The 15,418-nt window shown below is 33.9% G+C and carries 10 protein-coding genes and 1 pseudogene; 10 read left to right on the top strand and 1 reads right to left on the bottom strand.

Annotated elements, in window-relative coordinates:
* Positions 1-26 precede the first annotated feature (26 nt).
* From IPN31_03215 to IPN31_03200, 4 genes are all read left to right on the top strand, one after another.
* Positions 27-731 (top strand): hemerythrin domain-containing protein, encoded by a 705-nt coding sequence (locus IPN31_03215; GenBank protein ID MBK8680910.1) that lies wholly within the window; start codon positions 27-29, stop codon positions 729-731.
* A gap of 26 nt (positions 732-757) precedes the next feature.
* Positions 758-1,741, top strand: a complete 984-nt coding sequence (gene moaA / locus IPN31_03210; GenBank protein ID MBK8680909.1) for a GTP 3',8-cyclase MoaA — start codon at positions 758-760, stop codon at positions 1,739-1,741.
* 14 nt (positions 1,742-1,755) lie between these two features.
* Complete coding sequence (locus IPN31_03205; GenBank protein ID MBK8680908.1) at positions 1,756-3,246, top strand: SDR family oxidoreductase; 1,491 nt, start codon at positions 1,756-1,758, stop codon at positions 3,244-3,246.
* Between the two features lie 312 nt (positions 3,247-3,558).
* Positions 3,559-5,658, top strand: a complete 2,100-nt coding sequence (locus IPN31_03200) for a tail fiber domain-containing protein (protein ID MBK8680907.1) — start codon at positions 3,559-3,561, stop codon at positions 5,656-5,658.
* Between the two features lie 228 nt (positions 5,659-5,886).
* Here IPN31_03200 and IPN31_03195 read toward each other — a convergent pair whose 3' ends face one another.
* Positions 5,887-7,863 carry a T9SS type A sorting domain-containing protein gene (locus IPN31_03195; protein ID MBK8680906.1) on the bottom strand — a complete coding sequence of 659 codons (1,977 nt, stop codon included), beginning with the start codon at positions 7,861-7,863 and terminating at the stop codon, positions 5,887-5,889.
* 644 nt (positions 7,864-8,507) lie between these two features.
* Here IPN31_03195 and IPN31_03190 point away from each other — a divergent pair.
* From IPN31_03190 to IPN31_03165, 6 genes and pseudogenes are all read left to right on the top strand, one after another.
* Positions 8,508-9,122, top strand: a pseudogene (locus IPN31_03190) (HAD-IA family hydrolase).
* A gap of 72 nt (positions 9,123-9,194) precedes the next feature.
* Positions 9,195-9,656 carry an RpiB/LacA/LacB family sugar-phosphate isomerase gene (locus IPN31_03185; protein ID MBK8680905.1) on the top strand — a complete coding sequence of 154 codons (462 nt, stop codon included), beginning with the start codon at positions 9,195-9,197 and terminating at the stop codon, positions 9,654-9,656.
* Positions 9,657-9,843: 187 nt separating this feature from the next.
* The gene (gene gndA / locus IPN31_03180; GenBank protein ID MBK8680904.1) at positions 9,844-11,262 is read left to right on the top strand and encodes an NADP-dependent phosphogluconate dehydrogenase; all 1,419 of its coding nucleotides are present in this window, start codon (positions 9,844-9,846) and stop codon (positions 11,260-11,262) included.
* 1 nt (position 11,263) lies between these two features.
* Positions 11,264-12,793: a glucose-6-phosphate dehydrogenase gene (zwf, locus tag IPN31_03175; GenBank protein MBK8680903.1), complete on the top strand. Its 1,530-nt coding sequence runs from the start codon at positions 11,264-11,266 to the stop codon at positions 12,791-12,793.
* Positions 12,777-13,514: a 6-phosphogluconolactonase gene (pgl, locus tag IPN31_03170; protein MBK8680902.1), complete on the top strand. Its 738-nt coding sequence runs from the start codon at positions 12,777-12,779 to the stop codon at positions 13,512-13,514. The genes zwf and pgl overlap by 17 nt, the downstream gene beginning before the upstream one ends.
* A 223-nt stretch (positions 13,515-13,737) precedes the next feature.
* Positions 13,738-15,375, top strand: a complete 1,638-nt coding sequence (locus IPN31_03165) for an alpha-D-glucose phosphate-specific phosphoglucomutase (protein ID MBK8680901.1) — start codon at positions 13,738-13,740, stop codon at positions 15,373-15,375.
* Positions 15,376-15,418: the final 43 nt, after the last annotated feature.

Below are 15,418 nucleotides of genomic sequence, written 5' to 3'. Positions count from 1 at the left end.
TTTATTCATCTTAAATATTCAACATTATGAACAACATTTTTGAAAAATCTGAAAACCAAAACCCTGATTATATAAAACGATTTGTTGAAAAAGATTCTGCGCAAGATCCTGTACAAGAAACTGTGTATTCGCCGATGGATCCACCGGATGCATATAAACCTCCTGCTGTTGATGCGGTGCCTTATGAGCAAATGCATGCTTCTATCCAGTTGCTTATGGATGAACATAAAACAACCCTGACGAAATTGGATGAATTTGAAAAAAATTTATTGGCAATAAGACAAGATGGAATTAGTAAAGGAAGAAATAGTGAGCTGGGTGCATTCTTTGAATTTCTGGATAATAATATTGTACTCCATAATTTAAAAGAAGAGAGAGTTTTATTTCCTTACATCCACGATCGTATGATTGAAAATGGAGAATGTAGCACGGGTCCTGTTCCTGAAACTGCAATTGATATTTTGGAACATGATCATATTAAAATGATGGAAATGGCTACACTTACTTTTAGTCTAATGGGCATTTCTTCACGGCTTACGGATGTTGTTTCAAATGCATTGTTAATTGATACAGCTATTGAGCAAGGTTTGGCTTTGATAGAATTACTTCGTCTGCATATTTTCAGAGAGGATAATGTAGTGTTTCCAATGGCGCATAAATATTTAACTGAAAAAGATTTTGAAGAGATTACCAAAAAAATGAAAAAATATTTTTCTATTGAATTGCCCTAACAATAATTGAATTTAAAATCATAGAAATGTTAACTGATAAATTTAATCGCACTCATGATTACCTGAGAATATCACTTACAGATAAATGTAATTTGCGTTGTTCGTATTGCAATCCGGTTGATTTGCCCAAAGGATATTTTGCAGGTGCCCCACGAATGACTGCTGATGAAATTGATCAGATAGTTTCTGTGTTTGTGAAAGAAGGTGTGAAAAAAATTCGCCTTACGGGCGGTGAGCCATTGGTGAGAAAAGATGTAAAAGAAATTATCGAACGCTTAGCTAAATATCCGGTAGAACTTGCCATTAGTACAAACGGCGTTCTTGTAGATAAATATATAGACATATTTAAAAGTGCAGGAATTAAATCTGTGAATGTGAGTTTGGATTCTGTGAAAAGAGAAAAGTTTTTTGCTATTACAAAGCGTGATGAATTTAATCACGTAGTAGATAATATTCATCTGCTGTTGCAACATAATTTTCATGTGAAGATAAATGTGGTGGTAATGAAAGGTGTAAACGAAAATGAATTAAACAGTTTTATTCTCTGGACAAAAGATTTTCCGTTGCATGTGCGCTTCATTGAATTTATGCCATTTACAGGAAATGATTGGAGTAGTGAGAAAGTGTTTTCTTATCATGATATGCTGGATAGCATTGCCACAAAATATGATTTTCAAAAATTACCCGATGCAAAAAATGATACTACAAAAAAATATTTTGTACCAAATTACAAAGGCACTTTTGCATTTATAAGTACAATGAGCGATCCGTTTTGTAATGGATGTAATCGCATGCGTTTAACTACGGATGGTAAAATGAAAAATTGTCTTTTTTCAAAAACGGAAACTGATATTTTAACTGCCTTGAGAAACGGAATGGATATCACGCCTTTAATAAAACAATGTGTGTGGATGAAAGAAGAAAAACTCGGCGGTCAGATTACGACTATTGATGAAAAATTAGATATTACAAAAATCAACAACCGCAGCATGATTCATATTGGCGGTTAAGCAAACAATAAGATATGCGTATTTTACTCACGGGTGCAAATGGTTATATCGGAATGCGAATTTTGCCTGTGTTGGTGGAGGCTGGTCATGAGGTAACATGTGTGGTGAGAGATAGAAATCGTTTTGTGCCAGCCAAAGATGTTTTGGATAAAGTAAATGTTATTGAATTTGATTTTTTACAACCGGAAAATGCAATTCAGCATTTTAATAATACACAATATGATGCAGCGTATTATCTGATTCACTCTTTAGGAGACACACGTACAACTTTGAAAGATTATGAAGCGAGATCGGCCGGCTGTTTTGTGTTAGTGGCTTCATTAACCAACGTAAAACAAATAATATATCTGAGTGGGATAAGCAATGAAGCAGTACTTTCAAAACATCTGCTTGCCCGAAAAGCAGTGAAGGATATTTTTATTAATTCCGGTATTCCTTATACCATTTTTGAAGCGGGAATTATTGTTGGTTCAGGTAGTATAAGTTTTGAAATTATTCGTGATCTCACTGAAAAAATTCCGATAATGATTGCACCTCGTTGGCTCAATTCTTTTTGCCAACCAATTGCCATTCGCAATGTGATTAATTACTTACATCTCTGTCTTTTAAATCAACAAACCTTCTCACGCACTTTTGAAATTGGTGGTCCGGATGTGCTTTCTTATAAACAAATATTATTGGACTTTGCAGAAGTGCGTGGATATAAGCGTTATATTTTTACCGTGCCTGTTCCCTTCCCGAATTTATCTGCCGACTGGTTATATTTTACTACTTCTTCTAATATTACTATCGCACGTCAATTAGTACAAAGCATGAAGAATGATGTGGTATGTAAAGAGTTTTCTATTCGTGAAATTATACCTCAGGAATTAATTACATATAAGGAAGCGATAAGAATGGCGTTCCGGCGTATTGATCAAAATATGGTGATATCAAGTTGGACGGATGCAGCTTCAAGTAGTCTCAGCAATTTAGATGTAAGTCAATATGTAGAAGTGCCTGTGAACGGATGTTATGTAGATCGTAAGTGGATTGAAATTGATAAAGAGGAAGTGGAAGAAGTAGCAAATCGTTTCTTTGGAATTGGCGGAGAAAATGGTTGGCATTATGCAGATAGATTATGGAAAATTCGAGGAGTGTTAGACAAGATTTTGGGTGGTGTTGGATTAAGTCGTGGACGAAGAAGTGATGTAGATATAGAGACAGGTGATGCACTTGATTTTTGGAGAGTGCTTCTTGCAGATCGAAAAAATAATCGCTTATTATTATTTGCTGAGATGAAAATGCCGGGAGAAGCATGGCTTGAATTTTCAATTGTGCAAAATCAAAATCGCTGCATATTAAAACAAACCGCCACCTTTCGCCCGAGGGGAATTATGGGTCGTAATTATTGGTATTCAATGGTGCCATTCCATTATTTTATTTTCAGGAATATGCTGAAAAATATTGCCGGAAAAAATAATAAGAGTTATAGGAAGAATATTATTAAAAAGTCAAAGCGTTGATTTTATTTTTTAATAAAATGAGTAAGATTTCATTATCTATTTAAATTCTCCAAGCACTTTAAGTATAATGGAAAGCAGATTTGCTTTTACAAATTCAAATAAATATTTATTTTATTTTATTATACTTCTTCTTCAAATAGTAAATAATAGTAAGCTGCTGGAGTCTCCAAAAAACTTTCGGATTATTGATGATTGTGTACCATTAAATAATTCATATAACGTTTCACACATCCAAAACAACCACTTGTGCATTACTAAATAATTTGTTAATGATTAATAATTTCTTTGTAATCGAACTTAAAAATATATAACATGAAAAATTTATTTAATTTAAAATCTCTCTTAATTATCCTGTTTCTAACAGTAACTGAGGTTATCTGTTACGGACAGGCGAATGTTAATCTTTCTAATTTATTACCTACCTCAATCAATCAACACTTATTGCCTTCAGGTAATAACAACAGAAACATCGGCTCAGCAGGAAAATCATGGAAAGATGTTTATTTAGATGGGAAAGTTTGGGTTGATGATGTAGTTTTTATGACCAATAGTAATATTGCAACCTGTACTTTTTTAGGAAGTTCAGCAGGAAATTCAAACGTGTCTTCAAATAATACGGGTGTTGGTTATCAATCCCTTTTTGCAAATACTTTTGGCAACGACAATACAGCAATTGGTATTCAATCATTGTTTTCAAATATCTCGGGAAGTTATAATAGTGCTGCAGGAAGATTTGCATTGTATTCAAATACTTATGGAAGTTTTAATACCGGAATGGGTACAAATGCATTGTATGCTAACACCACCGGCAGCAATAATACAGGTAGTGGTTATCAGTCGCTAAATTGGAATACAACCGGAAGCCAAAACACTGCAACTGGTTTGCAATCTTTATTTAATAATACAACTGCATCAAATAATGTGGCTGTTGGACATAAAACTCTTTTTACAAATACTACGGGTGAATATAACAGTGCAACAGGTGCTGAAGCTTTGTATTCAAATTCCATTGGAAGTAATAATACGGCGGATGGATACCAATCATTATATTCAAATAATTCGGGTGCAGAAAATACAGCGAATGGATTTAAAGCATTGTATACCAACCAAGACGGTTTTGCAAATGTAGCAAATGGAGCTTCAGCACTTTATTCTAACACTAACGGATACCGAAATGTAGCAAATGGGGCTTCAGCACTTTATTCCAACATCGATGGTTTCGCCAATACAGCCAGTGGTTTTATGGCGCTTAAAAATAATACCACCGCATATGAAAACACGGCCATAGGTTATCAGGCTTTATACTACAATACAGGCGGATCTGAAAATGTGGCAATTGGTAATAAAACTCTTTTTACAAATGCTAATGGTATCTATAATAGTGGAACTGGTGCTGAGGCATTGTATTATTCCACTGGAAGTAATAATACTGCAAATGGATTTTCTTCATTACATTATAATAGTTCAGGAAACGACAATACTGCAATTGGATATACCGCATTAGATGTAAACACAACTGGAAATGGAAATACTGCTTTAGGATCATATTCCAAGGCATCAACAGGAATATTAAATAATGCTACAGTGATTGGTTATTTTGCAATAGTAGATGCAAGCGATAAAGTGCGTATTGGCAACACTTCCGTATCGAGCATTGGAGGAGAAGTTGGCTGGACTAGCTTCAGCGATGCTAGAATAAAAGATAATATTCAGGAAAATGTTCCTGGCTTAGAATTTATAAATGAGTTGCGTCCTGTTACTTATCATTTTGATGTAACAAAACAAAATAAATTAGCCGGACTGACTGATACAATGCAGTGGGAAAGTAAATACGATATCGAAAAAATTCAATTTACCGGTTTCATAGCTCAAGAAGTTGAAGCAGCAGCAAGTTATATTGATTATGATTTTAGTGGGGTTGATAAAAGTGGCGAAATTATGGGTTTAAGATATTCTGAATTTGTAGTGCCCCTGGTTAAAGCAGTTCAGGAATTGGATGAATTAAACAAAACAAAGGATGTGATAATCGAAGATCTTCAAGCAGAAAATGAAGATATAAAAATGCGCTTAGAGAAATTAGAAAGTTTAATATTAAACACTTCAACATCAGAAGTGATATCAACTAAAAATGTCACTCTTACAGATGTTGACCAGTCTGCAATACTCGAGCAAAATATTCCTAACCCTTTCAATGGAAAAACAATTATCAAATATTTTGTTCCTGAAAATAATTCCTCAGCACAAATTAGAATACAAAATATCAATGGTGTTGAAATTGAATTGATAAATGTGGAAATAGGAGCAGGTGTTGTAAATTTAGATGCAAGCAAAATACCATCAGGAAGATATTCTTATTCATTAATTATTGATGGCAAATTAATTGACACAAAAAATATGATATTAACGAAATAAATCTGAAGTAAATAAACACAAGGTCTGTTAAAGCAGGTATGTGTAAATGGCTATTTAAAAATTGTCAATTTGGTAATATAAAATTATCGGATTGGCAATTTTCCGTTTCCACAGGGTTCTCGCCTCCATTTAAAAATAAATAATCTGCAAAACCCTGCGCAGTATTCCATTGTTCTTTTGTCCCAGCCGAGTTACTTGAAAAGAACTCGGCGTAAGTCTAAATTTCTACTAATGGCTGACTATAATCTGTTGTTTAAAAATTTCATCATTAATCTGAAGTGAAATAATATAAATTCCATTTTGCAACAACTTTGTATTAATATATAATTGTTGAGCTCCATTCAACTTGCCATAATGTTTTGAGCCCACTATTTTTCCTGTTATATCGCTGATGATAATTTGAACATCACTTGCTTGAGATAAAGTGAAATCAAGCATACTAAAATCATTAGCAGGATTTGGAAATACTTTTATGGTAGAAGGAATTATACCATATAAACCTTGTACAATAGTTGTATCAATTACAATCACGGTATCCTCTGGTTGTGTACTCAAATCAGTTAGTCTTACTTCCCTTGCATTAATGATTTTCCCGGATGCATTATCAATCACCATCCCCACAAGTTTTATATGATCAATATTCCATATTTCATCCATACTCAAATCATAATGAATATTGAATGTATCTAAATCATTTACATCCGAAGCAATACTTCCTTCTGCACCATACCATCCATCAGCAAGATACCGTGCAACATGGTCATAAACCATATCCACCGCTGGAACCGGATCGGGTAATAATTCAAAACCACCCATATCACCATACCCACCACCGGAATATGCATTCGATTGGTTCCAAGCAGAGCCAACGCCTGTAACACTATCTTCTTTTATTACAAGATTAAACCGATAGTCAATCCCATTCATTTGCGTTACAAATTTTGCTTTCAGGTTCACTTGTATTAAATCAGTTGAGTCATTATAATTTCCATACAGAAACAGATCAACTGGAACAGTTTTATTCATATATGCAGGCATCTTTTCAGGCATCTCCATGGGATCCATATAGAATTTATGTTCTGCAATAATAGATGGGTAAGCCGCCCCACCAGAATAACTTAAATAATTCTGATAAGCATATAAAGCATCATTATAATCTTCAACTTCCATTGGGTCAAAATTATGCACAGCAATACCAATAAAATCTTGAGGATATAACAAGTACATACTATCCATATATACATGGCCTCTCACACACCAAGCACACCATGTTCCGGTTGCAAGTTCTGCTACCACTTTTTTATCAGGTACACTGCTGCAACCAAATACATTTTGTTGCAGATAATTATCATACAAGTCACCGTCAATTCCCCCATTAGGATTAATAGCAGAAACTTCAATATCATATTTTATAGCTGCGTCAGGTATATAATTAATGGGATGTGTAAAGTGATAACTCTCAAACCGCAGAATATCAATGCCGGTTATTTCGGCCGAAGAAGAAGAGGTTCCATCATCCCAATTTACTGTAAAGGAAGTAAGATTGTTTAATCCAAAATTGGTAACCACTCCACTAATAATTACTTCGGAGCCAATAAGGCTATATTCACCTGAAACATAAATTGAATCAAGGCTGATATCATTTGGAAGAGATTGAAATAATTTTACATTATCCAATGCTGCACCATAGGACCACCAATCGCCACCATCGTTGTAACGAAAACCAATTTTTACATCACTATAACCTACATAATCGCTTATGTCGAAATATTTTGTTTCCCACCATCCATAATATCCAGCGGCACTAAAACTTAAATTTTCAATTACATCCCAATTATCTCCTCCATCTGTTGAAATTTCTAATGAAAATTGTTGCGGTGCAAAATCGAGAAAACTATAATCAAACAGCAGCCATAATTCTGAATAAGAAGATAAATCTACGGATGGACTTATTAAAAAATCATTCGACTTATCGCAAAAGCAAATATCATTTGTCCCTATAAAATTGCCATGTTCAATTACAGGAAAAATTGCACTGCCGAGGTCATGTGCTTCACCCAATAACCAACCGCCGTCAGTTGCAAGAGTTTCTTGTGTCCAACCATCGGGCAAAACATCGCCGTCAAATTTTTCTGATAAAATAATTTGGGCTTGCATTGAAAAAGCACACATGAGAATTAAAAGGAATGGTAAATATTTATTCATACAAGGAGTTATTAGTTGAATAAAGGTAGCAACTAAATTAATTCGCTTTGTTAAAAATTTATTGCGAAAATTCCATGTAAACAGCATACTCATAATATGTCCTAGCGAATTTGCTGTCTTTAAGCATTTTAATTTCTATTAATTTGACTTTTTACGGAGCTAAATTATTAAGTAGATTTTTTTTAAATAAAATTTTCAACACTGTAAATCTTAAAGACAGAAAAATGAAACAATGGAAAATTATTTTATTCCTTGTTATTTCTGCATAAGGCAATTGTAATACTCTCCAATCAGCACAGTGCGGAAAACAACTGAAACGAAAAACTTACCTTGCTTTGTGATGGTAAATCCGGGAAATTAAATGTGTGTCAATTCCATATCGATTCTGTGAATAAATAGAGATTTAAAACAGGCGAATTCATCTAATCCTTTGTTATTTTGCATAACGCACAATATTAAAATCTGAAATCTCTTTTCCTCCTGTGCAAACAATTAGAATGCATATCGGTTATTATTTAAGTTATTATCTTATTGAATTGTTTTTATTATTTCAATTAGTTGTAATGTCAATGCATATAATTTTTACTTCTTGTAAGCTTTATGTTTTGAAGAGCCAGTATAATATATTCTTTTAAAGTTCTATAATGCAAAATATAAAAAACATTACTACCTTATTTCTCGATATAGGTGGAGTGCTGCTATCCAACGGATGGGATTATAATTTCAGAAAAAAGGCAGCGGCACATTTTCATTTAGATTGGGATGTGTTTGATGATATACATGAAAGCATGGCTCCCCTTTTTGAGGTTGGAAAAATTTCACTGGATGATTATTTAAACAGAGTGGTTTTTTATACGAACAGAGATTTCACCCGCACCGAATTTAAAGATTTTATGTACTCCTTATCAACTTCTGATTCGGAGATGATTGCATTTATTAAAAAATTAAAAGCCCAATACAAATTAAAAATTATTGCAGTAAGCAATGAGTCCAGAGAATTAAATGATTATCGAATAAAGACTTTTAAATTGAATGAGATATTCGATTTTTTTGTGTCTTCATGTTATGTACATTTTAGCAAACCTGACGCTACGATTTTTCAAATTGCATTGGATGGCGCTCAAGTGCCCATAGAAGAAATTGTGTATATAGATAATACGGAGTTGTTTACAAATATTGCTACAGATTTAGGTATTACAAGTATTCATCATACAAATCTAAAATCAACAGCAAAGGCATTATCAAATTTAGGTTTATCTCTTCCTAAGGAAAATATTAAATTTCCCATAAAAAATACTCATAGTGAATTTTCTGACTCTACTGTTGAGGAAATAAAAATTTTAGGTATTGCATCTGATCATGGTGGATTTGAATTGAAGATTAAACTTATGGAGTTATTAGAAAAAGCTGGATATACCTTGAAAGATTATGGTGCTTATCAATTACATAAAGACGATGATTATCCTGACTTTGTAATTCCGTTATCCCAAGCCGTAGCGAATGGAGAAATTGAAAGAGGTATTGCTGTTTGTGGCAGTGGTGTGGGTGCTTGTATTGTTGCAAATAAAATTGACGGTGTACGTTCTGCCTTAATCACCGATGCATTCTCTGCGCAACAAGGTGTGGAAGATGATGATATGAATATTATGTGTCTGGGTGGAAATATAACAGGACCTGCATTAGCTTGGAAATTAGTGCAGCTATTTTTAAATGCACGGTTTAAAAATGAAGAACGATTTATAAGACGATTGAATAAGGTGACAGCAATTGAAAATGGTAATGTACAAATATGAATATTTAACAAATAAAAAGTATAAAACAACATAATGAAATAGTAGGTACATAGACTTTTGTAGTCTGAGGTGATTTTACAAATTTTCAACCTAAGTTAAATTATATCTTTAATTGTTTAATTATTATTGTAATGGTTATGGGAGCGATTTTTTTTATTGAAAATCCTTTAACCTAAATTATACGAATATGAAAGAGTCAAAATATGAATACGGCATGATTGGACTTGGCACTATGGGTCAAAATCTGGTGTTTAACATGAACGATCATGGATATAGTGTGATTGGCTTCGATAAAAAAACTTCTCAGGTGGATGCCATGAATAAAGAAGCGGGTGATAAAAAAGTATTTGCCACATCCAACCTCGAAGAATTTTTAAATGGATTGAAATCTCCCAAAGTAATTATGATGCTGGTGCCTGCCGGGAAAATTGTGGATGATGTAATTAATGAATTGAAACCGCATTTATCAAAAGAAGATTTGCTAATGGACTGCGGCAATTCGCATTTTACCGATACGAATAGAAGGATTGCACAATTACAAGATTCCGGAATTTATTTTATGGGTGTAGGAATTTCAGGTGGTGAATTAGGTGCGAGAAATGGTCCGAGTATTATGCCCGGTGGTTCTGAAAAAATCTATGATCGTGTTGCTAAAATGCTGGAAGATATTTCTGCAAAAGTGAATAACGAACCCTGTGTAACATGGCTGGGGCCGGGCTCTGCCGGACATTATGTGAAAATGGTACACAATGGAATTGAGTATGGAATTATGCAACTCATTTCTGAAGTGTATCACATCATGAAAAAATGTGGTGGTTTAAATAATGATGAGATACATGCTGTGTTTTCAAAATGGAATCAAGGGAAATTGCAATCCTATCTCATAGAAATTACAGCGAATATTTTTACTCAGAAAGATGAGTTCAGCGATAATAGAATTATTGATTTAATTGTGGATAGTGCAAAACAAAAAGGAACCGGTGCATGGACTTCTGAAGATGCGATGCATTTACAAGTACCAATTCCTGTAATTGATATTGCAGTTTCCATGCGTGATTTATCTGCATTGAGAAATGATCGTGATGATGCGCATTCTGCATTAGTAATTCCTGAAAAGAAATTTGATGGGGATAATAATGAATTAGTGAAATGGTTAGAAGATGCCCTTTATTTTTCTATCATCACTACCTATGCGCAAGGAATGGCATTATTACAAGCGGCATCTGATAAGTATAATTACAATTTAAATGTAGAAAATATTGCGGCGATATGGAGAGGTGGTTGTATTATTCGTGCGGCATTATTGGAAGACATTCGCACGGCATTTTTACATCAGCCGAAACTATCAAATTTGATGTGGAGTGAAACCTTCTCAAAAAAATTTATTCAATCGCAAACAGATCTGCGCAAGGTGATACAAACCGGTGTTGAATATGGAATTCCAATTCCGGCAATGATGGGAGCATTAGGATATTTTGATAGTTACAGAAGTGGTTGGTTGCCAGCAAATTTAATTATGGCACAACGAGATAATTTTGGTGCACATACTTATGAGCGCACAGATAGAGAAGGAACTTTTCATACACAGTGGAATCAAATAAAATAATATGTCAACTCATAAAAAAACAGACCCTACAATTATTGTTATTCTTGGCGCTACGGGTGATTTAACCTGGCGAAAATTAATTCCTGCAATCTATAATCTTTGGTTAGATAACTGGATACCTGAAGAGTTTGCAATTATTGGTGTAAGTCGAAGTAAAAGTACAGATGCGGAATTTAAAAAACACCTACATGAAGGTGTGAATAAATTTTCACGACGTGGAAAAACAAAAAAAGGTGATTGGGAAAAGTTTGCAAATTTTTTGAGCTATCAGCAAGGCGAGTTCAAAGCAAACACAACTTATTCTACATTGAAAAAACAAATAGCTGCTCTTGAAAAAAAATGGAATGTAACTGCCCATCGTGTGTTTTATCTTGCTGTTCCGCCCAATGCATTTGAAGAAATTGCCATGAAGGTAGGTTCGGCTGGACTTGCAGATAGTAAATTAAAAAGCAGAATAGTTGTAGAGAAACCTTTTGGACATGATTTGAAAAGTGCGATTGAATTAAATGCATTATTACATTCCAAATATGATGAATGCCAGATCTATCGTATTGATCATTATCTCGGCAAAGAAACGGTGCAGAATATTCTTGCATTCCGTTTTGCAAATGCATTATTTGAACCGATTTGGAATCGGAATTATATTGATCATGTACAGATAACAGTATCTGAAGCATTAGGTGTGGAACTCAGAGGAAATTATTACGAAACTTCAGGGGCATTGAAGGATATGATTCAAAATCATTTGCTGCAATTATTTTGTCTTATTGCAATGGAGCCACCTATTTCTTTTGATGCCGATGAAGTGCGCAATAAAAAAGTGGATGTGCTGAATGCAGTGCGTGAAATTAAACCGGAGCAAGTACATAAAATTGCTGTGCGAGGTCAATATGGTGATGGATGGATAAAAGGAAAAAAAGTAAAAGCATATCGGTTGGAACCAGATGTATCGGAAACATCTAATATTGAAACGTTTGCTGCAGTAAAATTATTTATAGACAATTGGCGCTGGCAGGGAGTACCATTTTATTTGCGTACAGGAAAACGCATGGATGAATCAATTTCTGTAATTACAATTCAGTTTAAACCGGTGCCGCATCATTCATTTCCTGTGGAAGCAATTGAAAATTGGCAATCGAATAAACTCATTTTAAATATTCAACCATGGATGGGAATACGTTTAAATTTTCAGGCAAAGCAACCCGGATTAGATATGCTTTTAAATCCTGTAGATATGTTATTTAATTATCATGATACTTATACCGGAGGAACACCGGAAGCTTATGAAACTTTATTACTTGATATTTTTCAGGGAGATGCTACATTATTTATGCGGGGAGATCAGGTGGAAGCAGCTTGGGCTTTACTGATGCCTGTTGTCAATGCTTGGAAAGGAAATTCTTCTCCTAACTTTCCGAATTATGATGCGGGTTCTGAAGGCCCGGATGATGCAGATGCTTTAATTGCAGTGGATGGTAATCATTGGATAACAATTCCTTTTGAAAAAAATGAAATTGAAACAGCAAAATAACATTAGTGTATTTAAATCGAAAACTGCATTGGCTAAAGCTGCTGCGGAATTGATGATTGAAATAGCTGAGAAGGCTATTAAAAAATATGGAAAATTTTCTTTGGTATTATCAGGGGGAAGTACGCCGGAAAATTTATTTTCTCTATTGGCAACTCCGGATTATCGTGATAAAATTGATTGGAAAAATACATTTATTTTTTGGGGAGATGAGCGTTTCGTTCCAGAGAATGATGATTTAAATAATTCTTATAAAGCCAAAAATTTATTACTGGATCATTTAACCATTCCATCAAAAAATATATTTCCCATTCCGGTGAATATCAGTCCTGACCTTGCTGCAAAAAAGTATGAGATTACAATACAAAAATTCTTTGGAAAAGAAACTCCCCGATTCGATTTGATCTTTCTTGGGCTGGGAGAAGATGGACACACCGCATCTTTATTTCCCGGAAGTGATATTGTTTTTGAAAAAAATAAGCTTATAAGAGAGGTGTATGTTGCAGATCAAAAAATGTATCGCATTACAATGACAGCCGTATTAATTAATAAGGCAAATAATATTGTTTTTCTGGTGGAAGGAAAAAATAAAGCAGCGATATTAAATACTGTTTTAAATGCGCCAAGAAATCCTGAAAAATTTCCCGCTCAAATAATTCATGCGGATGCAGGTTATTTATATTGGTATGTAGATGAAAAAGCAGCAGCATTGTTAGCTGATTGAAAACAATACAAATACAATAAGAAATTGAAAAGCTACATAGAAGAATTTATAATTAAACTGAATTACTTTATTTTTCTTAATATTAGAATAATCAATTGAGTTATAAATCTTCTTTTTCCGGAAGAGTTGATGAGAAACTTTTGGAAAATAATATTGTGGAGTTTTAATTAAAAAATGTAATTCGAAATATTTCAATAATTAATAATAGAAAAAATAAAGTACAATGAGAATAAATCCTCAGGCAGGGAAACCTGCAGAACAAAATATTTTAGTAAATATTCCACGACTGGTAACTAAATATTATACAGGTAAGCCAGATTATAAAGTGCCTTCAGAGCGGATTGCATTTGGTACTTCAGGCCATCGGGGTTCTTCATTACATAATTCGTTTAATGAAAATCATATACTTGCAATTACACAAGCAATTTGTTTTTATCGCAATGAGCAAAAAATAGATGGGCCATTATTTCTTGGTTTTGATACACATGCACTTTCTGCTCCTGCCTTTGCAACTACTATGGAAGTATTAGCAGCAAATAATATAGATGTGATGATTGCAACGGATGATGAATATACACCAACACCTGCTATCTCTCATGCAATTTTGCAATATAATAATGGACGCAAAAATGGTTTGGCAGATGGTATTGTAATTACGCCTTCACACAATCCACCGGATGATGGAGGCTTTAAATATAATCCTACGAATGGTGGCCCAGCATCCAGCACAATAACAAATTGGATTGAGGCAAAAGCAAATGAATTGTTAGAAAATAATCTGCAATCCGTAAAAAGAATTGCTCTTAAAAAAGCATTGTCTGCATCCACTACACATCGTCATGATTATTTACATAATTACATTAAAGATTTAGGGAATGTAATTGACATGAATCTAATTCGTGATTCAAAAATTAATATAGGAGTAGATCCGCTGGGTGGTGCAGGAGTAAATTATTGGGAGCCTATTGCAGAACATTATAAACTTAATCTCACTGTAGTAAATAAAAAAGTAGATCCCACATTTAGTTTTATGACTGTTGATTGGGATGGGAAAATTCGCATGGATCCATCTTCGTCTTATGCTATGCAGGGATTGATTGCAATGAAGGATCGCTTTGATATTTCTTTTGCATGTGATACCGATCATGATCGCCACGGCATTGTTTCAAAAAGTGTGGGGTTGTTAAATCCAAATCATTTTTTATCTGTTGCGGTATTTTATTTACTACAACATCGTCCGCAATGGAATACCAATGCTGCTGTTGGAAAAACAGTAGTAACTACTCAACTGATTGATCGCATTGCAGAAAAATTAAAACGTAAAGTATATAATGTGCCTGTCGGTTTCAAATGGTTTGCAGATGGATTAGTAGATGGTTCACTTTGTTTTGTTGGTGAAGAAAGTGCAGGGGCATCTTTTTCAAGATTAAATGGAAATGTTTGGACAACAGATAAAGATGGATTTATACCTGCATTATTATCTGCGGAAATAATGGCGAAAATGCAAAAAGATCCGAGTGATATTTATAAAGAAATTACAGATGAATTTGGTAAACCTTTTTATGATCGCATTGAAGCAAAAGCATCTCCGGCACAAAAAGAAAAAATAAAAAATCTTTCCGAATCACAAATCAAACATAAAGAACTTGCAGGCGAAACAATTGAAAAAATAGTAACTACTGCTCCGGGAAATAATGCATCCATTGGTGGTTTGCAAGTGATAACTAAGAATGGTTGGTTTGCAGCAAGACCTTCCGGTACTGAAGATATTTATAAAATTTATGTAGAAAGTTTTTTGAGTAAAGAACATATGAATAAAATTATTGATGAAGCGCAGACTATTGTGAATGCTGCTATATAGTTGAATAAACAGAGGCATGAAATTAAAATTGAATTCGGAAACG

The sequence above is a fragment of the Bacteroidota bacterium genome, assembly GCA_016715425.1.
Classification (GTDB): domain Bacteria; phylum Bacteroidota; class Bacteroidia; order Chitinophagales; family BACL12; genus JADKAC01.
The sequence above is the reverse complement of the archived record's forward strand: the minus strand, read 5'-3'. Positions and strand labels throughout refer to the sequence as shown.